Origin of the sequence: Alteromonas sp. KUL17, from assembly GCF_006538305.1 — a bacterium.
In the GTDB taxonomy this organism is placed as follows: domain Bacteria; phylum Pseudomonadota; class Gammaproteobacteria; order Enterobacterales; family Alteromonadaceae; genus Alteromonas; species Alteromonas macleodii.
The window spans coordinates 83558-105010 of record NZ_BJKJ01000009.1; the positions used below are offsets into that span (position 1 = coordinate 83558).

General features: G+C 44.0%; 19 protein-coding genes. 11 read left to right on the forward strand and 8 right to left on the reverse strand.

Translation table 11 applies throughout. The features are described from left to right. The first annotated feature begins 71 nt into the window (after nucleotides 1–71). From KUL49_RS10110 to KUL49_RS10125, 4 genes are all read left to right on the forward strand, one after another. On the forward strand, nucleotides 72–1364 hold the full coding sequence (locus KUL49_RS10110; protein WP_131137209.1) for an amidohydrolase family protein: 1293 nt from the start codon (nucleotides 72–74) through the stop codon (nucleotides 1362–1364). Nucleotides 1365–1388: 24 nt separating this feature from the next. Beyond that, complete coding sequence (locus KUL49_RS10115; RefSeq protein WP_131137210.1) at nucleotides 1389–1976, forward strand: YqaA family protein; 588 nt, start codon at nucleotides 1389–1391, stop codon at nucleotides 1974–1976. A gap of 165 nt (nucleotides 1977–2141) precedes the next feature. Further along, entirely contained in the window at nucleotides 2142–2603 is a 462-nt protein-coding gene (locus KUL49_RS10120) for a hypothetical protein (RefSeq protein WP_014951428.1), read from the forward strand. Nucleotides 2604–2628: 25 nt separating this feature from the next. After that, the gene (locus tag KUL49_RS10125; RefSeq protein ID WP_014951429.1) at nucleotides 2629–2808 is read left to right on the forward strand and encodes a hypothetical protein; all 180 of its coding nucleotides are present in this window, start codon (nucleotides 2629–2631) and stop codon (nucleotides 2806–2808) included. 21 nt (nucleotides 2809–2829) lie between these two features. On the opposite strand, the gene tusA is transcribed toward KUL49_RS10125, so the two are convergent. The 3 genes from tusA to rph are packed head-to-tail and all read right to left on the reverse strand — an operon-like array spanning nucleotide 2830 to nucleotide 4492. Next, complete coding sequence (tusA, locus tag KUL49_RS10130; protein WP_014951430.1) at nucleotides 2830–3090, reverse strand: sulfurtransferase TusA; 261 nt, start codon at nucleotides 3088–3090, stop codon at nucleotides 2830–2832. Next, nucleotides 3080–3721, reverse strand: a complete 642-nt coding sequence (gene pyrE, locus KUL49_RS10135; protein WP_014951431.1) for an orotate phosphoribosyltransferase — start codon at nucleotides 3719–3721, stop codon at nucleotides 3080–3082. The genes tusA and pyrE overlap by 11 nt, the downstream gene beginning before the upstream one ends. A gap of 57 nt (nucleotides 3722–3778) precedes the next feature. After that, nucleotides 3779–4492, reverse strand: coding sequence for a ribonuclease PH (rph, locus tag KUL49_RS10140; RefSeq protein ID WP_014951432.1), 714 nt, complete (start codon nucleotides 4490–4492; stop codon nucleotides 3779–3781). Between the two features lie 301 nt (nucleotides 4493–4793). On the opposite strand from rph, the gene KUL49_RS10145 reads away from it, so the two are divergent. The 6 genes from KUL49_RS10145 (at nucleotide 4794) to KUL49_RS10170 (ending at nucleotide 10411) form a co-directional block, all read left to right on the forward strand. Next, nucleotides 4794–5657 (forward strand): YicC/YloC family endoribonuclease, encoded by an 864-nt coding sequence (locus KUL49_RS10145; RefSeq protein WP_014977829.1) that lies wholly within the window; start codon nucleotides 4794–4796, stop codon nucleotides 5655–5657. A 289-nt stretch (nucleotides 5658–5946) separates the two neighbouring features. Beyond that, nucleotides 5947–7122, forward strand: coding sequence for a site-specific integrase (locus KUL49_RS10150; RefSeq protein ID WP_131137211.1), 1176 nt, complete (start codon nucleotides 5947–5949; stop codon nucleotides 7120–7122). Between the two features lie 286 nt (nucleotides 7123–7408). Beyond that, complete coding sequence (locus KUL49_RS10155; RefSeq protein WP_131137212.1) at nucleotides 7409–7930, forward strand: hypothetical protein; 522 nt, start codon at nucleotides 7409–7411, stop codon at nucleotides 7928–7930. A 169-nt stretch (nucleotides 7931–8099) separates the two neighbouring features. Next, nucleotides 8100–8390 (forward strand): helix-turn-helix domain-containing protein, encoded by a 291-nt coding sequence (locus KUL49_RS10160; protein WP_131137213.1) that lies wholly within the window; start codon nucleotides 8100–8102, stop codon nucleotides 8388–8390. Nucleotides 8391–8395: 5 nt separating this feature from the next. After that, complete coding sequence (locus KUL49_RS10165) at nucleotides 8396–9754, forward strand: HipA domain-containing protein (protein ID WP_131137214.1); 1359 nt, start codon at nucleotides 8396–8398, stop codon at nucleotides 9752–9754. 459 nt (nucleotides 9755–10213) lie between these two features. Continuing rightward, complete coding sequence (locus tag KUL49_RS10170; protein ID WP_131137215.1) at nucleotides 10214–10411, forward strand: hypothetical protein; 198 nt, start codon at nucleotides 10214–10216, stop codon at nucleotides 10409–10411. Nucleotides 10412–11446: 1035 nt separating this feature from the next. On the opposite strand, the gene KUL49_RS10175 is transcribed toward KUL49_RS10170, so the two are convergent. From KUL49_RS10175 to KUL49_RS10195, 5 genes are all read right to left on the reverse strand, one after another. After that, nucleotides 11447–11728: a helix-turn-helix transcriptional regulator gene (locus tag KUL49_RS10175; RefSeq protein WP_242633794.1), complete on the reverse strand. Its 282-nt coding sequence runs from the start codon at nucleotides 11726–11728 to the stop codon at nucleotides 11447–11449. Continuing rightward, nucleotides 11718–13058, reverse strand: a complete 1341-nt coding sequence (locus KUL49_RS10180; RefSeq protein WP_242633795.1) for a HipA domain-containing protein — start codon at nucleotides 13056–13058, stop codon at nucleotides 11718–11720. The genes KUL49_RS10175 and KUL49_RS10180 overlap by 11 nt, the downstream gene beginning before the upstream one ends. A 291-nt stretch (nucleotides 13059–13349) precedes the next feature. Further along, nucleotides 13350–14855: a tryptophan halogenase family protein gene (locus KUL49_RS10185; protein WP_131137217.1), complete on the reverse strand. Its 1506-nt coding sequence runs from the start codon at nucleotides 14853–14855 to the stop codon at nucleotides 13350–13352. Nucleotides 14856–15001: 146 nt separating this feature from the next. Further along, nucleotides 15002–16507, reverse strand: coding sequence for a tryptophan halogenase family protein (locus KUL49_RS10190; protein WP_242633796.1), 1506 nt, complete (start codon nucleotides 16505–16507; stop codon nucleotides 15002–15004). Nucleotides 16508–16650: 143 nt separating this feature from the next. Beyond that, nucleotides 16651–19581, reverse strand: a complete 2931-nt coding sequence (locus tag KUL49_RS10195; RefSeq protein WP_014977831.1) for a TonB-dependent receptor — start codon at nucleotides 19579–19581, stop codon at nucleotides 16651–16653. A 525-nt stretch (nucleotides 19582–20106) separates the two neighbouring features. Between KUL49_RS10195 and KUL49_RS10200 the strand changes: the two genes are divergently transcribed. Continuing rightward, nucleotides 20107–21444 carry a GH1 family beta-glucosidase gene (locus KUL49_RS10200; protein ID WP_131137218.1) on the forward strand — a complete coding sequence of 446 codons (1338 nt, stop codon included), beginning with the start codon at nucleotides 20107–20109 and terminating at the stop codon, nucleotides 21442–21444. Nucleotides 21445–21453: the final 9 nt, after the last annotated feature.

The following is a 21453-nucleotide window of genomic DNA, read 5'->3' on the forward strand; positions in this document are numbered from 1 at the left end:
TTTTGCGTTATACCTCTGACTGCATTACATTCGATATAGTCTATAAAACAATCAACAAGAAGACCTATATCATGAAAAAGCCTCTGATTACGCTGGCTGTTGCCAGTGCCTTACTCTCATCGCCCTTTTCCACTGTAGCCGACACGCTGATTCATGCAGGAAAAGTGTTTACTGGCACATCAAACTCTCTTCAGGAAAATGTGACTATTGTTGTTGAAGACAACAAGATCAAAGCGGTAAAAAAGGGGTTTGCTGAAGCCCAAGAAGGCGATACTGTCATCGACTTGAAGACGTCAACCGTTATGCCTGGTCTGATGGACATGCATGTTCATTTGTCTTCTCAACATGGTGGGCCTCAAACGTATCTGGAGCGCTTTTCACTAAATGAAGCCGACTATGCATTACGAGCAGCGAACTACGCTAAGATTACGTTAGATTCGGGCTTCACCACGGTTCGCAACTTAGGGGATGGCTACAACGAAACCGTTGCGCTAAGGAACGCTATTAGTAAAGGCTATGCTACAGGCCCGCGTATTTATACCGTTGCTAAATCTATTGCTACTACAGGCGGACATGCCGACCCAAGTAACGGCTTATCTCATTTACTTCGCCCGGATGTAGGCCCCAAGCAAGGAGTGGTTAATGGCGAAGCTGAAGCGCGAGAGGCAGTAAGGACTCGTTACCAAGATGGCGCAGACTTGATCAAAATTACGGCAACCGGCGGTGTATTAAGCGTTGCCAAAAGCGGCCAAAACCCGCAGTTCATGACCGATGAACTAGAAGCAATTGTTGAAACGGCAAAAGACTACGGTATGACAGTAGCAGTGCATGCTCATGGGAAAGAAGGCATGAAGAGGGCTATTGAAGCCGGTGTAGACTCTATTGAGCACGGCACTTATATGGACGACGAAATTCGCACATTAATGAAGAAGCACGGCACCTACTATGTGCCAACAATACTGGCAGGAAAGTTCGTAGCAGACAAAGCCAAAATTGATGGTTTCTTTCCAGAGTTAGTACGCCCGAAAGCTGCCGCTATCGGCCCGCTTATCCAAAATACGTTTGAAAAAGCGCATAAAGCAGGCGTAAAAATTGCTTTTGGTACAGACAGTGGTGTATCAGCCCACGGCGACAATGCGCAAGAGTTCTCTTTAATGGTTGAAGCGGGTATGAAACCTGCTGACGCTCTGCTTAGTGCTACCGTGAATAGCGCGAGCTTACTAGGCATAAGCGATATTCTAGGCACTCTTGAAGAGGGAAAACTGGCTGACATTGTCGCGGTTCAAGGCAACCCGCTTGACGATATATCGCTTATGGAAAGCGTGTCTTTTGTGATGAAAGACGGAGTCGTTTACAAGCAGTAGAAAAAATAAAGTGGTAGGGATTACATGGAACTAGGTAAAAAGGTTAAGCACAAAACCAAAAAACTTGTCGATTCTAAACATATGTTAAAGGGCATCACTCTTGCCTCATTTTTAGAATCAACCATTGTTCCCATACCACTAGAAGCCGTAATGGTGCCACTAATGCAAGCAAGACGGGAGTCGCTTTGGAAAATTGCATTAATGGCCACCATAGGCTGTGTGATTGGCGCAGTCTTCGGCTATGCCCTCGGTTACTACCTCTTCGATATGGTTGGTCAGTGGCTTATAGATACTTTTTTTAGCCAAGAGCAATTCGACAATGTAAAACAGCAGATGCAAAACCAAGGTTTTTGGTTCGTAATGACCTTAGGTATTGCCCCTATTCCTTTTCAGGTTGCGATGCTTGCAGCAGGTGCAACCCAATACTCACTTCCGCTTTTTCTTTTAGCTACTGTTATTGCGCGTTCAATTCGCTATTTCGGACTCGCAGCCGTGGTTTATTACACAGGAGACAAAGCTGAGCAGCTCATTAAGCGCTACAAAATGAAAGCGGTTATTGCTATCACAGTTGCGGTGCTTCTTTTATGGTGGCTTTCAAATTTAATCAGCTAATAAGCTCGCCTGTACTAGTGACTCAAAGCACTTAATAGGCGCGACAAACGATGCCGTTGGCTCACGACAATGTAAATATCAAATCAACCCAATAGATTTTTTGAACTTTACATTTGATAATGATTCTTATTTGCACTAATGTAATAAAAAACAGGAGGTGCTTATATGAATGTTCAGCGGCTATGCCCAGTTTACAAAAAGTGGCTACAGCTAAACCCTTCAAACGCGCGACAGCATCGCTATGCTATGCAAGCGCAGACGCAGCAAGCCCATCAACAGGGCAGATTGGATTATGCGAGAGAGTTAGGCTATCAAACCTTTGAGGCCGCAAAGGTTATCCTTAATGCGCTTCAGCCTACCTCTTTGCAGAAAGTCAGTGTAGTTCAAGAAGACGTACTCGCTTTTTCCACTATGGGAATGTACTTATCATCTCTGCTTGCCGAAGAACATAGGAAGCGAGAATCTCACGCTATTTTACAAGAATGTCAGCAACAGCTTATTGCCATATTACCCCTGCATGCCACCAATCCTTCTATATGCAGGCTAATCGCGGCCATTCAGCATACCCTTGAGCAAACCTATGTCCCCCAAGCAAGCAAACGACTCGCTTCTGTGGCAGTGCATTAAATACTTTAGATAAAAGGAGATAGTTATGGCGTCGAAACAAATTTCAAGCGAAGACGGCTTTGTCTCATTAAACGTTAGAGCTTCTGTACTTCAAAAAATGCTTAATGGTGAAGTGCTACACATGACAGATATTCACTGTACCTGTTCGCGAAGCAAGCAGGTTTTGAAGCAACTTTTATTGCAGGCTGCTAGCGGCCGCGAATAGAAACAGTAACAAAAAAGGCGCTCAAGCGCGCCCTTTCTTAATTACGTATTGGTAAGGCATGGTCTCGGTTTGGGACGCAACCAGCGTGTGGTCCATAAAGCGGCAAAAGCTAGGAATATCTCTGGCCGTTGAGGGATCGTCAGCCGTGACCGATAAAGTTTCCCCATCGGCCAGCTTTCGAATATTCAGACGCACCATCATTACTGGCTCTGGGCAACGCAATCCTAGCGCATCTAAATGTTGACTAGCCGCGCTAAATGCGCTGTCAAAATCAGATGCCATAATTTTCACGATAGGTGTTAATGGCGCTGATTTCGCTATCAAACCCGCCTTTCTCGGTCAGATAAGCCACGACATCGGCAAGCGATACAATAGAGATAACCTGAGTGCCAAAGTCGCGCTCGACCTCTTGAATAGCTGACAGTTCGCCATTACCGCGCTCTTGTCTGTCTAGCGCAATCAGCACGCCAGACAAGCTAGCCTGCTGTTGCTCGATTAAGGTCATCGATTCGCGAATAGCCGTACCCGCAGTGATCACGTCATCCACCAGCATAACCTTACCTTCTAGTGGGCTGCCAACTAGATTGCCGCCTTCACCGTGGGTTTTCGCTTCTTTGCGGTTGAAGCAATAAGGGACATCAAGGTCGTGGCTATCGGCCAATGCAACGGCTGTTGTTGTCGCAATAGGAATGCCCTTATAGGCTGGACCAAAAAGTACATCGAACGCAACGCCTGCGTCCATTAACGCATCAGCGTAAAAACGCCCCAACTTAGCCAAATCGCCACCGCGATTAAACAAACCGGCATTGAAAAAGTACGGGCTAACGCGGCCTGACTTTAAAGTGAATTCGCCAAATTTCAGTACGCCACGTTCAATGGCAAACTCAATAAAATCACGCTGAAACGCTTTCATGATGACCTCTTAATTTCTAATTTACGCGTTGGTTCTAACTACGTGTCGATGACTCGCTTACGCTAGCGCCGCTTTTTGAATGTCGAACAATTCACGTAAACCGTGCTTACCAATTTTCAGCATCTCGTCAAGCTCTTCAAACGAGAACGGTTCGCCCTCTGCAGTACCTTGAACTTCAATCAGCTTGCCGGTTTCGGTCATTACGATGTTCATATCTGTCTCTGCCTCAGAGTCTTCGGTGTACTCAAGGTCAGCGATTGGCGTACCTTCGTAAATACCTACTGAAAGGGCGGCAATCATATGTTTAAGCGGGTTAGTTTTGATAATGCCTTTTGCACGCATGTAAGTAAGTGCATCAACAAGAGCTACACACGCACCGGTAATTGACGCTGTACGCGTACCGCCGTCGGCCTGAATAACGTCGCAGTCTAACGTAATGGTGTTTTCGCCCAGAAGTTTTAAATCTACCGCTGCGCGTAGTGAACGCGCAATTAGACGCTGGATCTCTAACGTGCGGCCGCCTTGTTTACCGCGCGCCGCTTCACGGCCGCTTCGCGTATGAGTAGCACGTGGAAGCATGCTGTACTCAGCTGTAATCCAGCCTTTCCCTTGGCCCTTCATAAAGCGTGGCACACCTTCTTCTACCGTCGCATTACACAACACCTTAGTGTTACCAAACTCTACAAGAACAGAGCCTTCTGCGTGACAAGTGTATTGGCGAGTAATTGTAACAGGGCGAATTTGACTGGCGGTTCTGCCGCTTGGACGCATAGTGTTCTCCACAACGTAAGTGCTTAAAAAAGGGTAGCGTTTTACAGGTTTTATTGGCGATATGTGAATAGAAAGCCCAATTCGCGGTCAAAACCTATAAATTCGATGTAGCTACGAAATTGCGCCTAAGTATAACGCAATACCCGCGGCCGTTAAAAACGAACTTTACATGTTTGCTTATTGAATTACGTAAATGTGCGCTAATATACAAAATACAAGAAAACCTGCTGTAGATATTCACGTATACAACACGACGTTCGGGTTGTTTTTGCAGGCTTTCAGTTAAATTTAAAGGATATTTATGATTTACAGCATGACAGCGTTTGCACGCGTAGAAACCAAAAAAGAGTGGGGCTCAGCCGTGTGGGAAATACGCTCGGTCAACCAACGCTTTTTAGAAACTTACTTTCGCCTGCCGGAACAGTTTCGCTCATTGGAGCCGGTTTTACGTGAACGATTCCGTAAAAAGCTAGCTCGAGGTAAGGTGGAATGTGCGCTGCGTTTTACCGCCAACGATGCTGCTGTAACCAAGCTAAGCTTAAACGAAGAGTTGGCTAAGCAAGTGCTTCACGCCGCTGACTGGGTGCAATCCCATGGCCAATCCACGGGGGTTAACCCACTAGACGTTTTGCGCTGGCCTGGGGTAATTGCAGCGGAAGAAGCCGATATGGACGCCATCCACGCTGACGTAATGGCCGCGTTCGACCAAGCTCTTAACGATTTTATTAGTGCCCGCGCTACCGAAGGTGAAGCCCTTAAAGGTATGATTACGCAACGCCTTGACGCTATAGAAGTGGAAGCTGAAAAAGTGGCCGCACGTATGCCTGAAATCATGGTGTGGCAGCGAGAAAAAGTGCAAACCCGCTTTGAAGAAGCAAAGGTTGAACTTGATGCAGGCCGTTTTGAACAAGAAATGATCATGCTGGCGCAAAAAGTAGACGTGGCAGAAGAGTTAGATCGTCTGAATGCTCACGTTAAGGAAACCCGCAATATCCTTAAAAAGGGTGGAGCAGTAGGCCGCCGTCTTGATTTCATGATGCAGGAGTTTAACCGCGAATCGAACACGTTAGGTTCAAAGTCTATCAGCACCGACATCACACAATCGGCGGTTGAACTTAAAGTCCTGATTGAGCAGATGCGTGAGCAAATTCAAAACATAGAATAACAAGTTTTCTAGTATATTTTGGGCTTAAATTGGCGATTTAACATGCTTTTTTTAAGAGTTAGTCATCATTTATTCATCCTAACTGTAAAAAAAACAAGCCAATTTAGACCCCAAGTGTTGACCAAAGTGGTGACTTTTGGTCCAGCTTTCCCCTCATTTTGTTCGCAATTTTTGTTCCGAATAATAAGGGAAAGTTAATGAACATCTCACAAACTGCAAAACATATTGAAGCGCTGGTTCATCCGGCCAACCCACTTTCGAAAGCGTCTACCCTAGTCTCTATCTTGATGTGAAATCCAAAGGCACGGCCAGTTGGATCATTCGTTACCAATTATTTGGAAAACGACGTCAGTATAAAATAGGTGGTTATGGCAAGGGGCATGAAGAGCTACTTGATCTTGAAGGCGCCATTAAGCTCACGATTGATTGCCGACAAAAGCTAAATGACGGCATCGATCCAAAACTCGATATTGAACGTCAAAAGCAACCTAAGCTCGTGACCTTTGATGATTGTGCTAACAAGTACTTCGAAAAGAAGTGCACTAAAATAAAGACTGCGTACGTATACGAACGGGTTTACAACAATGAGATAGAGCCGCACCTAGGTAACATCCGCATCGACCGAATTCATAGTTATGACATCGACAACGTTATACAGCGTGTGTTGGACTCTGGCCGTCCAGCTATTGCCAATCAGGTGCTATTGTTTATCAAACGCGTTTACCGTTTAGCGACAAAATATGGCGCAGTCACGGTCAATATTGCCCAAGAATTTTCGCAAGTTGATGATGCAGGAGGCGCAGACACTAAGAGACAGCGCTTTCTAGAAGAGCAAGAAATTGAATCGGCTTTTGCCGTGTTTCGTGAGCATCCTATCAAAATCCCGCGCAGCACCTATATTGCATTGGCGCTGTTACTGCTTTTAGGCAATCGCAAAATGGAACTATTGTCGGCCAAATGGGAACAAGTTGATCTGAAGCGGCAAATCTTTAAATTGTTTGCCAATAACACTAAAACCGATGCAGCGTTGGTGATCCCCATTCCGGACAAAGTATTACCGTTGTTTCAAGATCTCTACCTTCTTAGTGGCGACCATGAGTATCTTTTCCCCAAACGCAGGGCCAGCAAGCATCCTCACATCTCACCGGATACCATAAATGATGCTGTCGCCTGCTTGTTTGGCATTAGCTATGGTAACCGCAAGCGGGGGCCGAATTACATGAAGGAAGAAGGCGTCCATCACTTCACGTTACATGACTTAAGACGTACGTTTCGTACCTTACTGTCCAAATTAGGTGTACGTCGTGACGTGGCCGAGAAGTGTATGAACCATAGCCTAAAGGGCGTTGAAAAAACGTACGACTGCTATGGCTTTTTTCCAGAGCGTGTAGATGCATTAAACCGACTGGCTGACTTGGTGATGCCCCTTATTCAATATAAGTCAATGACAATCACTAACCTGTAGCTTAGCAGCGAATTAGTATCAAAACACAACCAAATATCATCTTGAATATCGCTGTGCTAATTTTAATTTGAGCGAGATAGCCATAGCTGAAAAGTATATGAACTGAACCCCAAGGATGTTGAAAAAAACTTTGACGGCTATGGTTTACTTGTTGAGAGTTCGGATGCGCTGATTCGGTTAGTCACGCTATTGCTACCCCTAACGAAGGTAAGCTATAACCACTTACCTGATGGGCAATAGAAAAAATGCTGAGCTTGTCTCAGCGGAATCTTAAAATGGAAACGTTATGTATTATCCAGAATTAAAATTCTTTCCCCCTGTCCTCATTGTGTATTGTGATGACTCAGAACAATACCCTACTTCCGTTGGCTTATTGGCGCAGGGTGCCGGCTACCATTGGTACGTAATGCCGGACGATGAATGGCTGAACATTAGCTATTCCCTATCCACGAAGGAGCATTTAACCTTAGATTATCTTGAGCAGGTGGGCGACCCCAAAGACTATATTTTTGACCACATTTCAGACCTTACTTCGGGTTACGGATTGCTTCATACGTTCAACGTTCCAAGGACCACGAAACTTTTACAGCAGATCAACTATGAAGACAGCCACTCAAGGAATGAAGATAATATTATGTTCAAGCTTAAAAATATCGCAGCGTTGGTACCGGAGAGATATCAAAAGAGGTTTTCGAAAGAAATGGATATAAGCACTGATCGCGAGCGACTTAACCCAGAGCATGCAGATGACACTTGTATCGCTGCTGTCTGGACGGTTTTGCGCCTCAGTGGTATTCAGCAATGCTAGTGAACGATGAATAGTAACATGACTAACCACTCAATAATTCACCGATATGAGTGAATTATTTCACTTTAATGAATCGTTCTATATAAAATCACCGTTAGCGGTGAATAAACTTGTCATTCATTGATATCCGCCTATAATCACTGATACTAATGAATATTAGAGTAAAGCAATGGCAAAGAAAGTCACTACCTCAAAAATGCCTGAGACAGCATTTATTGATAACGCACTGGTGTTAGGGCAATTGATTAAGGCTAAGCGCACAGAGATGGGCATAAAACTCGCTGATTGTGCTGCGCTATGTAATGTGGGTATCAATACCTTATCTCGCATTGAAAATGGCAATGATAATTGCACCCTCGCTGCGGCATTTTCCGTGCTACATGGATTGGGTATCAAGCTTACGTCACCTTCGCTTGAAAAACGACATAACTCAAGTGTCAGCGATGACGAGTGGGTATAGCAAGAATGACAGCAGACACTATCAACCAGCCCTCAGAATACACTCTGCTCATCTACTTAGCAGAACAACGTATTGGCACGTTAACTTTAGATAAAAGTACCAATCTGCTCAAACTTGAATATGAGCAGGATTGGCAGCAAACAGGCTACCCACTTTCTCCATCGTTAACACTGGATAACGTTCATTCTCGTGAAGTCGCCTATAACTACATTGATAATGCCTTACCTGAAGGAGAAGCCCGAAAACTCTTAGCGGAGCATCTCGGCGTCTCAGAAAAAAATGTTTACTCCCAAGTAAGGGCCATTGGCAAAGATTTGGCCGGGGCCATTTCATTTGAAGCGATAAAACAAAGCTCAGATGTTTTACCAGAGGCATGTGAGCCGCAATTTAGAGCGATAGAATATGAGGAGCTGGTAACGCGGCTTGCCAGTAAGGAAGACATTGGCCTGTTAACATGGGACAACAAACCACGACTGAGTGTGGCGGGAGTTCAAGACAAGCTCAACATATTCATTAATGAGCAAGGGCAAATCGGGTTTGGCGATGGGACATTGTGTTCAACGCACATTCTCAAATTTGAAAAGCAAAATTGCCCCAATCTTGTACTCAACGAATACTTCTGTATGAAGCTGTCAAAGGCAGTCGGTCTACCCACCGCAGACGTGCAGTTCACTCGCTTTGAACAATATCCGGCACTGATTGTGGAACGTTTTGATCGAAAATATGCGCCTGAGCAATCCAAAGTCTTTCGCAGACACGTGATTGACGGCTGCCAAGCGCTAAACCTACCGCGGGACTACAAATACGAACGAAACCTAGGTGATGGCAGGGACGTACAACACATTCGGGACGGCGCAAGCTTGCCCCGGCTCTTTGAGCTGGCAAAAACCATGACATCGCCCGTAGAGAGTCTTCAATGGCTTATCAATTGGCAGTTATTTAATTTGATGATAAGCAATTACGACAGTCACGGAAAAAACGTCTCCCTGTTTTTTGATAAGCGCAATAGTCGATTCACGCCAGCCTATGACTTAGTAAATGTTGCCATGTTCCCGCAGTTTAAGCATGTACTTGCTATGGCGATGGGCGATGAGTTTGACCCCGACAGTATTAACGCCTATCAAATGGCCGATTTCGCAGAAACCTGCGGGGTGAATAAAAAGCTCTTGTCGCGCCAGTTAAGTGATTTGGCAGATAAAGTCATAACCATACTTACACAGCAGTCATTTATCGAAACAATAACTCAAGAACCGCTTTTTATCGAAGACGATCGACAATACATGGCTGAGGTGCAAACGCATATCTTGGTACGAACACAGCACTTAAGATCACAAGCGTCAGATATACCAAATATTGAAGTTTGAGAGTAAAAGCCAGAGGAAAAAGTGTACTAAATTCGCTCTGCATGAGTGCGAGCTTTTGGCAACACTTTTGCCAAATTTGGCAAAGAGATTGCCGACTTTGACACGCGAATTGCCAAGAATGGCAAGGTTTTAAAAGCGCAAAATAAGAGCTTTTTTGGCGGATTGAAATTTAAACTCAAAGTTCACCTTACATTGGTTATATAACTTTATAAATTTCATAATCGTTATACCATGAATTGCACAAATTCTCTACGGAAAAAGCGGATTCACAGTCACTTAGAGCGAACTATTTTTCAGTGCTTTTTCGATATCTACACTATTATTTGAATGGCTTATGGTTTCTTTCTGACAATCAAAAAAATAGTAAGTATTAAAAATATCTGCATACTCACTTATGCAGACTTAAATATCCAAAAGCCAATAATTTTCAAATACTTAAATTATTATAGAAGCGAAGTTATGGAAATACAGAAGCAAGACATTAACGAAATGTTTAGAGAGATGGTTGATGAGGCAGTTGCTTTTGCGATTGTTGGTAACGATGGACAGGTCGCATATTCATATGCTCAAAATATAAAAATTAATTTTGACCCGCATGATGCTTCACACATCCTTAAGATGATTGCTCAGCTATCAGATACTATAGATCGAAAATGAGTTTTACCCCACAGCAGATCAATTCACTTGAATAGCAAAGTTCACTCGGTGAACTTTTTGCCACACAATGTATCTTCGACTTATTAGCGTTTTGAACCACAAAGTTCGCTCGCCGAACCTTTTAGTTGACAACGTCAATTGAGCCATCTGTAGTTCTAAGACAAAGCATATTATTGCAGGTAGCACTCGGACAGTGAAAAATATTATTTTACAAAGAGTTATGTCGAACTACGTAACCTGCCGTCCGCAAAATGATAAAAACTTTTAGCTGATCAGTCTTGTCCCGTTCTGGGACAAGTAAACAATCGCTAACTAGCACAATACGCCGAGCGCACTTTTACCTTTGCATGTTTCGGCCCATTCCGATCACCCATTTCGGTTCAATCCGATCACTGATTTCGGTCTAATCCGATCGCCTATTTCGGAGTTATCCGGTCAAAAATGACGTTTTTCCGAAATCACTGATCGGAATCCCGAAATCTTCTTCTTTTTCTCACTTAATCAATTGGTAAGCTCATCTTCATCACTTAATTGCCTTGGTGACCGGGTCAACGGATACGATCTCCGTGCTAACCGCCACACTTGGATTAGCACATGCGCTGCACTCCTGAGATTTGAAATTGGTCACAATACTTTCTGTTACGATGATTAAAAGAAAACCCTATCAGCTTTTCTCAGCGATGCAATTTGGTTGTGTTTTGATACTAAATACTAGCAATAGGTTATTTTCGATTCTGCATTACTTACCCTTAGTTTAGGGTGACATTACATGCGTATTGGGCTAAAGTAGATATAGAACAAATGTGGGGAACAGGTTGCCATCAGTGGTGATATGGTGACTAAAGTGGTGACTTCTCCAAAAATATTAAAAGTTAACTTGTTGCAAAATTTAGATCTTTTGGTCCCAATCCTTTGCTAAATTCAGAATATAGAATAATATCCGTTGGAGTCCAAAAGCCTCCGCTAAAGCCCAGCCATACTGGGCTTTTTTATTTCTTATGAAACCCCATGGCTTGATGCACCTCAAAGATATTTTTATATATCGCGGCGAACTGATCGAACAGAAAGTTGAAAACCACCAGGCGCTAAAATTTTATTTAGTACCGAGACGCGAGGATCGGTATTCCCTTTCTCGATATCGCGCAATGTTTTATCAGACACCTTAATAAATTTCGCGTACTGTGTTTGGGTCATGCCATAAAGCTGGGTACGAACCTGCTTTACTAGTTCGCCTATGCCGATAATATTGTTTGCAAGATCATCTTCAAGCTGAGCTAAAATTTCTTTTCGTTGTTCACCCGTCAACCTAACCACCATAGACTCCCATTGCTACTAACTTAGTTTTAGTGTTACTAAAACCAATCGCCGGAAAATTCAATATCTCATCTGGGCAATGCAATCTTTTCAACCTCTCAGGCAAGTCGATTAGTTTTTCTGCCAGTTGCCGCAAAAATAAAATTATTTCATTAGGCTCACAAAAATCTGAAAGCTGCTCTGCAATGATTAAAAAATTAACGTGCCCACCTACTTCGCAACTTCGCCCCCACTTAAATAAACGGGTTATCCCTTCTTCATCGGCTTTCATAGGAGCAAAATCATAGATGGGTGCAAAACAAATATCGCCGTCATATTTTAAAAATGAAATGTTGCGGCCGTGATTATCTGAGTTACCGAAGACAATATTTAAAAAATCTCTAACAACATATTGCTTAGCAAATTCGTTTTTCGTCATTTGAGTTGCAGAATTTATTCTTCGCCACACCGTCTCCATCACTTCAAAATGATCTTGATAGCTGCCAGGCTCGGCATTAATGATTGAATAAATACTTTCCAATCCAATACGACTAGCCACACCACTTTCTATGCGGACGTCAAAGCGAGGTAGCCATAAACTAGCTTGGCCACTTTGTTTATCTTCTAATATTTTTAGCTTTTCAACATCGATGGTGGAAACATTGGTACCCTTCAAAATCTCCGAAAGCGCCTTATAAAAAACGCCCTCAGCTTTTAAGATGTTGTTATCTCGATCTGAGCGTCTATTTCTAGCAAACTTGGTTAAATAAGGTGTGGCGGTCAACGGCTTACCTGCAAAGTCCCCATCAATGAAAACCTTATCATCTTCAAGCATGAGTAGCAGTTTTGGTGCAAGACCACCAGCTCCTGTCGCCCCTCCTACTGCGGCGCCTTGTTCATTAGCATACTCTAAAAAGTCATATTGCAATGAAATTACGTTCTCAATTGGAAAACGGCGAGAGTCGATATTAGCTTCTGTCGGTACGGCTTCTTTTATTCTTAAGTTACCAACGGGCGACATACAAGCATTAGTCAACAGTGCGTAATTTTGCTGAAACTCGTCTGAGCGACTGACATTAAGATAACTGAGCCACCAATCTCGAGACTTACCCACCGGCAAAATATCATCTAATAGAGCTGGCCAATGAGGGTAGTCTTTAGGAACAATGCTAATAGGCGCATTGACGGAGCATGCCCAGCAATCTTTAACCTCATAGCTTGCGACCTTAGCAATATATTCATGCTCATAATACAGCGAACAACTTGCATTGAGCCGCTCATCAGAGAAACACAAAGTAGCAGCATCCCACCATTGACCTTGATTAAATAATTGCAGTGTGACTGTTTGCATCATCTATCCAGTAGTTTGTTACCGTTAAGTATTAAACATTAGCAGTATTTCGGTAGAAGTCTACCGTTTAATTACAAAGCAGCAATCATTTCCAATAACAAACTACCGCTAACTACAAAATGGATTATCATTTTCAGTACTTTTTTTGCGTTTTTCCCAATTTAGATAGCACTAAATCCAAAATTCTAGCTGGGTACGGTGCTTATGAAGTGTGTTTGGTAACTCTTAAGTTAGCAGGCGCTTGGCTCACCGTTAACGCATTTTTTGCCGCCAACATCTAACGCTTCTAATAACTCATCTCAGATACTGTGTTAAGAAGGCCTCGTGCGAGGGGAGTTTAGCTACGTGATTATCCACCTGCTGCTTTAATCCTGCCATAAACTGCTTAAGTGACTGTTCACTCATTTCATCGGCAACACGATGATACTGGCTAGGTGTCATGCCTTGGCCCATTAATACTTGGGTCCAGGAATCAACACGGAAAATATCTCCGTCATCTAAAAACACGCGGCCAGACTCGGCAAATAAAGCCAATTTATGCTCAAGTGACGGCGGAATCTCCATGCGTTGACACTGCTGCCAAAAGGGGCTGTCCTCGCGCTGTGTCACCTTGTAATGCATAACAATAAAATCGAGTATGGCCGACATTTCGCTATCAAACTTATTATTGTATTCGTCCATTGCGCTTTGGGTGATGCCATCAAAAGGAAATAGGCGCATTAAGCGTATAAGGCCAGTCATGATTAGATGGATACTGGTCGACTCTAAAGGCTCAATAAAGCCACTGGATAGCCCTAGCGCCACGCAGTTTTTATTCCAACCACGCCTGCGTTTTCCAGGCGTAAAACGAATCACTCTAGGCTCATTAATTGCTGCGCCTGTCACCTGAGATTTAAGTGTATCTATGGCGTCTTCATCGCTCATAAAGCGGCTACAAAATACCAATCCATTACCCATTCGCTCTTGAAGTGGTATCTGCCAGCGCCACCCCGCCTTATGGGCCACGCTTTTGGTGTATGGCACAGGTGGGGCTGTAAGCTCAGTTTGCATAGCTACCGCACTATCGCAAAAAAGATAGTGTCGCCAATCGTCGTAACCGGTGTGAAGCGCCTGTTCAATAAGCAGCCCTTTAAAGCCCGTACAGTCTATAAAAAAGTCGCCGTCTATGACTTCATTGCTTGCTAATCGAAGGGACTGGATGTTGCCTGATTGCGGGCATACTAAGACCTTTTCTATGTCTCCTTCCTTGTGAGTTACCCCAGCATCACACGCTAGAGACTTTAAAAATCGACCGTAGGCAACAGCATCAAAATGATAGGCAAAGTTAAGCGGCATGACTTCTGATGTAGCGAACTTGCTCTGTTTAGCGGCAATAAGTTCCGGGCAATAATCACCAAATTCACCACCAAATCCGTATTCTTTAGCCCTCAGCCAAAAATGATGAAACTCGCCAGCCCAACACTCTCTTCCGGTAATACCAAACGAATGGATATAGCTGTGACCCTGTTCACGCCAGTTTTCAAACTTAATACCCAGTTTGAACGTGGCTTGTGTGGCCCGCATAAATGCTTTTTCGTCGATGCCCAGTAATTTGTGAAATGTTCTTATCGGCGGAATAGTGGCCTCGCCCACACCTACAATGCCAATATCTCTCGACTCGACTAACGTAACCTTTATTGACTTACCCAAAAGCCGTGACAGCGCTGTGGCCGCCATCCATCCCGCAGTACCGCCACCCGCAATGACTACGTTCTTAACGGGCGTTTGATTTTTACTGCTATCTAAACCCGATACGGTCATAAGAGGTGTCCTTTTTATCTGAAGTATTTTTTATGTCATTACAACTCGAAGCTGAAGCGTGTTCGTTCTTTTCACATTGAGCAAGCGAGGGCACGTGTTGTTTTTCGTTGTTGTAGCGCTTTGCAATATCATTGAGCAAAACTCTGTTAGTCGGCAATCCCTGCAGATAAGCGTTTTTTGGTCTGTTGTAAGGTATCACGAATATGTAGAGCTTTACGCTTATTCCCTTCGCTTAGCCGTAATGGGGGCACAGACGTAGAATAGCCCATGCCGTACAGTACATACTGATAGCTAGCAGAGGGAAAAATCTCTTCGTTCTCGATAAGATCTAAACGAGAAGGGCTTTGATACTTCCACAGTTCAAGCAATTCAGCGAGTGAGTCGGGTATGGACGCCTTATCTCTTTGCGCTATCCAGTACGGCTCTTCTCTATCGCTCAAAACATAATGTAGTTTTAGAAAGTCGATAACGCGCTGCCAGCGATATGCAAAGCGCGAGTTGTAGCGCTTACTGACTATTTCCATGTGCTCTTTATTATGCGGAAACGCTTCACAGAGCATACGTAAGCCAAGCTCGACCATGGCAATGGCTGATGCTTCAAGCGGTTCAACAAACCCCGAAGACATACCTAAGCTTAAACAGTTTTTTACCCAAAACTGTGATCTGTAGCCAGGCTCAAAGTAGAGTGTACGAAAAGAAAGCTCTGCATCTTGTGCACTAGGGTAACGTTCACGAACGTAGTCAATCAGCACCTGCTTTGCTTGATCTTCATCTGTGAATTGAGAAGAGTAAACTAGGCCTACACCTCGGCGGTGCTGCAACGCAATATCCCACGTCCACCCACAGGTTTGTGCAGTGGCCACTGTGGTACTTTTTATTTCAGCATCTTCGTTTGAATAAGGCACTTGAAGCGCAACGGCGCGATCATTGAGCATTGTGCGCTTAACGGGTATCCAGGGAATAGTAAAGTGTTTATTGATGAGCAGGCCGCTGTGGCCTGAACAGTCAATAAATAGATCGCCAACTATTTTTTTCCCGTCCTTTGTTGATACGCTTTCAATATCTCCGTTTTGATGAGAGTGAACACTGTCAACATGACCAACGACGTGAGCGACATTTAACTTGTCTACGCAATGATTTTTTAACAGCTCAGCAAGCTTTGTGGCGTCGAAATGGTAACCGTAATTGAGCACATGGGCGTAGTCCGGCGTAGCAATTTGCTTTGGCGCCTTGCCTGCGGCACACATGGCGGCTTGTAACGAAAACACATCTTCGTACGATGTGTTTGGTGCGATTGATTTCCAACATGTATAAATATCGAGCTCGTTGTAGCCTGTTGGAACGGTAAATGGATGATAATAGCAGTGCCCGCCTTTACGCCAATTAACAAAGCTGGAGCCTTGCTTGAAAGCACCATGACACACCGTTAAGAATTCCGTTTCACTAATACCAATATCAAGAAGGGTATCGCGCAGTGACGGCCAAGAGCCTTCGCCCACACCTAAAGAAGGGATGTTGGGTGACTCTATCAAGGTAACGGTGTGATTCGCGCTTAGTTTTGCGGCAAGTATCCCTGCTGCAAGCCACCCAGCCGTACCACCACCGACAATGACGACCCGATGCATACTGCTATGACTTTCGTTATCACTCATACGTTAAGAACCACGATATGCCCCACTGCACTTCTACAAACATGTTCAGTCGTTTTTCTGGTTACTATTCAAACAGCACTATGACAAAAAAACCCGCTAAAGCGCAACCCTAAGCACTTTAGCGGGTAAACACACCCCAATCGTTAAAACTTGTAGCGAACTCCCAGTGCATAGCGAGCGCCAAGCTCATCTAATTTCCACAACATAGCACTTGTTCTGCCGTGTCTACGGATATTTTCATCTGTGATGTTTATCCCTTCAAATGACACCGTAAGATCTTCAGTGATGTCGTAAGAAACATTGAAGTCTATTTGTGAATAGTCTTCGGTATAGCCCGGCTCATTAATGTACTGAGAGGTTGTATCAAGGAACTTATCACGCCAGTTGTAGGCAATACGCGCTTGCAAAGCATCTTTCTCATACATCAAGATGAGGTTTGCTGTGTCACTTAGTCCCACAAGGGCAAACTGAGTTATCGATGGATTTGCGTCATTATCAAAACCAATATCACCTTGTACTGTGGTGTAGTTAGCCAGTACCCCGAAGCCGCTATCACCAAAGAAGTGCTGCGCAGCAAGTTCGAAACCGTAAATATTCGCCGCTTTATTGTTAACAGGTTTAGAGTTAATGAAGGTAATCAACGGATCTTCGCTATTGGGCAGCACATCGAATTGCTGCTCAAACTGCTCGTCAGTCAACGAGTCATACTCGATACCGTTTTCCATCGCAGCAACCATGTTAAACAATGACGTGTCATTAATTGGAATACCACGCGCCTCTAATTCAGCGCGAGCCGCCTCTGCACGCGGTCCATTGGTAACGTCTCTCAACCCAAAGATATTTTCTTCAACTTGTTCATTACCGATAAAGTTCTTAACACGCTTATCGTAAAAACCAACCGACACATAGCTTGTCTCATCGAAATAATATTCGAATGAAAGATCAAGGTTGTCTGATTCTAATGGTATCAGCGATGGGTTACCTGAACTCGCGGTGGCGGTAATGCTGTCAGTAAGAATTGTCGGTCCGCTTTGAGGCGATACTGTCGCAGCGGCGCTCAAGTTGTTGTACGTGGGTCGCGCTATTGTCTTACTGTAAGAGAATCGCGCAATCATGTTTTCAACAACTTCGATATCGAAATCTAATGCAGGAAGTACATGGTCGTAACTTGATTCAACTTCAACATCTTCCATATCGCTTCCAAAACGGACGTTGAAGTCATTATTACCTTCCCACGCAATACCGCTAGGTAAACTTATATTTGCAATTGAAGTTACATCGGTATTTTCGTAGCGTACACCTGCCAACAGGTTGTACTCCATGCCGTTTAACTCGCCAGATAAATCCAATTCGAAATACACCGCAGTTATGTCTTCTTCAATAGTACGGTTAGTTGCAAACGGGTTGTTGGCAAGAAAATCAAAACCGTATTCTTGAGCAGCGAATGCACCAATTTGCGCAACACTACCGGTAAAGCCCTGAGAGAACATCCCCTCAGTATTGAAATCGCTAAACTCACTCGCCAAATCCAGCGGTGTTAAAGAACCAGCAGGGAGCTCACCCGGGTTCTCAATTCCCCAGTTGCCCATGGTGTGGCGAGTTAGAGATTGGAGCGATGTGCTCTCCATTGAGCGTGACTCAATACCAAAGTTAATGCTTCCGGTATCCATAACGTAAGAGCCATCAAGACGAGCTTGAGTAATCTCGGTGTCTTGCGACGAGAAATTCATGTCCAATATCGATGTACCTACATCATCTTGGTCAAGCACGCCATTACCGTTAAGATTATCACGAGCTTCATCGTCAAAATCGACGAACATAATAGGGAAGTCACCTCTGAAATCGACACCTTGCCCTTTAACTACGTTTGCGCCTAAACCAAGATTTGTCCACGTTCCATAGGGCGCATCTGGGCGTCCTTCCGCCGTCGAATTATGAAGGTCGAAGACTAGAGTTAGCTCGTCATTTACGAAGTACTCAAGGTTTAAGCCGATCGACTTGTTTTCGTTGACTTGGTTTAGTTCTTGAAGCGCCAAGCCTAGATCACGAGGTAGCAAATCTCGGCGTTCTTGAGTGATTAATACTGGCGTTTTTACCGTTTCATCATCAAAGGTTAGTTCGGTGAAGTACCTATCATCCATCCATATCGATTGCTCGGCTCGAGCTTCGTATAAGTCTTGCTTTGAATAGGTGTAATCAAGCGTAGCCGTCATTTTTTCTGAAGGAGCAAACTGGAACGTTAGCTGTGCATTCGTTCTTTCACGCTCTCGGTCTGCCATGTAATAACGTAAATCTGAGGGAATGGCGAAAAGCTGTCCCATGGCTGGTGCGTTGTTCAACACAATTGGGTCACCGCTATCTGGGTTCGCTGGATCAGGTGATTGGGGCACCGTGCCATCAAATGGATTTACGCGCCACTCGTTCACAAACGCACCTTGTGCAGCACTGTCACGCTGTTGGAATGAACCGGTAAACGTAACGCCAAAGGTATTGTCATCATTGAGGTAATTGATGAAGCCTGATACTTCAGGCGTAACATCATCACCTACACGGTTAGTCGTATCATGCAGTGCTTTTGCGCCTACACTTGCGGTAATGCCATTGTCAGATGCTTGAAAGGGACGTGCTGTTCGTATATTTACCGTAGCCCCAATCCCCCCAGTTGCAATACTCGCTCTACCTGTTTTGTACACTTCAACCGCTCTAACACTTTCAGAAGCAAGGTCAGAAAAATCGAAGGCGCGAGAATTTGCTGCTCCGCCACCACCAGGTAACGCAGAACCAGGCATCGTACGTCCATTCAGCGTTACCATATTAAAGTCAGGTCCAAAACCACGCGCTGTGACTTGGCTTCCTTCACCATTATTCCGACTAATTGAAATACCAGTGATACGCTGTAGTGACTCTGCTAAGTTAGTATCAGGAAATTTACCAATATCTTCTGCTGAGATGGCATCAACAACACCAGCAGAGTCACGCTTGATACCCATCGACTCTTGAACACTACTTCGTATACCTGATACCTGAATAACTTCTATGTCTTTTTCTGTTTCTTGCGCCGTCGCAGATGACATCACGCCGCTACTCAAAGCGGTCCCGAGTATCAATGACAAACTTGCTGCGATCTTGCTTTTATTTGGTGTTGTTTGTGTCACGGTCTATCTCTCTTTAATAGTGGCTTTTATGTGTGTTGTGAACCTTACGCGCCGTCAGAAAGGGCTTTCCCAAAGAGAAACTAGAACACCCAGACGTAAGAAAGCGCTTTCCGAACATTAATTCAACAAAAGTTTAAGATCAACACATTTTTTACAATTAATTCACAGGCAACAACTGTATCGAGAACATCAAACTTCTCACAGGAAAATTAAAAACAATCTAATTCAATACTTTACAGGAAAACCAAAGCTCCATTAGATTCCGGTAATAGCCATATAAATATTATCAGTCACTTAATTCCATTAACGTAAAAATGACATAAATATCAGAAAGCGCTTTCTAATTGTTTTTTATTTGTGCTATAAACCGCTTTGTTATTTCAGATTCATTGTACTGCCAGCATCCGTTTAGAATTTGTGCAGTAAAAAAAAGGTTATCAACATATGAACAGCATTTCGCTTCCCGCAGGCAGTCCTTTACTCAAAAATTCGTTTCTTTATGGAACTGCCACGTCAAGTTTTCAGATAGAAGGGGATGTCGATAACCGTCTCGAATGTATTTGGGATAGATTTTGTGAACGGCCTTCAGCCATTGCTGATCACACCAATGGCGATGTCGCCTGTGATCATATTGCTCGCTGGAAAGAAGATTTCGACATTTTGTTAGACTTAAATGTAGACGCTTACCGTTTCTCTATTTCTTGGCCGCGCGTTATCACTCAGAAAGGTGAGCTAAACCCAAAAGGCGTTGCCTTTTATAAAACGCTAGTTGATGCGTTAAATGAAAAAGGCATTAAGCCATTTGTTACCCTTTATCACTGGGATCTCCCGCAGCACCTGGAAGATAAAGGTGGGTGGCTTTACCGACAAACTGCTTTTGCATTTGAAGACTATGTTGACAAAATAACGCAGGCGTTAGGCGAGTCCGTTTTTTCCTATGCAACGTTCAATGAACCTTTTTGCAGTGCTTATTTAGGGTATGAAATAGGCGTACACGCCCCGGGCAGAACGGGTAGAAAATACGGAAGAACTGCGGCTCATCACATTTTGCTAGCACACGGCCTTGGGATGAAGGTGCTTAGAAAAAATGTCCCAAATAGCGAAGCCGGTATAGTATTGAATTTTACGCCATGCTACCCCGCCACACAAAAGACAGAAGACCTATTAGCCACCCGCAAAGCAGATGACTATATCAACCAATGGTATATGCAGCCTGTAATGGAGGGAAGCTACCCTGAAGTGTTATTTGATATAGACGAAGCGGATAGACCACCAGTTGAAGCTGGTGATATGGAGACAATCTGTCAGCCCATCGATTTCTTAGGGGTAAATTTCTACACGCGATTACACTATTCTGCGCCCAAAGAGAAAGGCGCATTGTATTTCGAGCATCCTCATCAAGGTCCATTGACCGATATTGGTTGGGAAATCTATCCAAAAGCGCTTTATGATTTACTTACTTCATTAAACGAACGATATACGCTCCCTCCCATTTTTATAACTGAAAATGGTGCTGCAATGGCAGACGAACTCAAAGATGGTCTTGTTAATGATGTGGATCGGGTTGATTACTACAATGCCCATTTAAACATGGTACACAACGCAGTGATTGATGGAGTGGAAGTGAGTGGTTACTTCGCATGGAGTCTCCTTGATAACTTCGAGTGGGCGGAAGGATATGAAAAGCGATTTGGGCTAGTTCATGTGGATTTTGAAACCCAAAAGCGTACGCTTAAACTTAGCGCCAATGCTTATAAAGCGCTCATAGCAAGTCGAACATAACAACAGTGG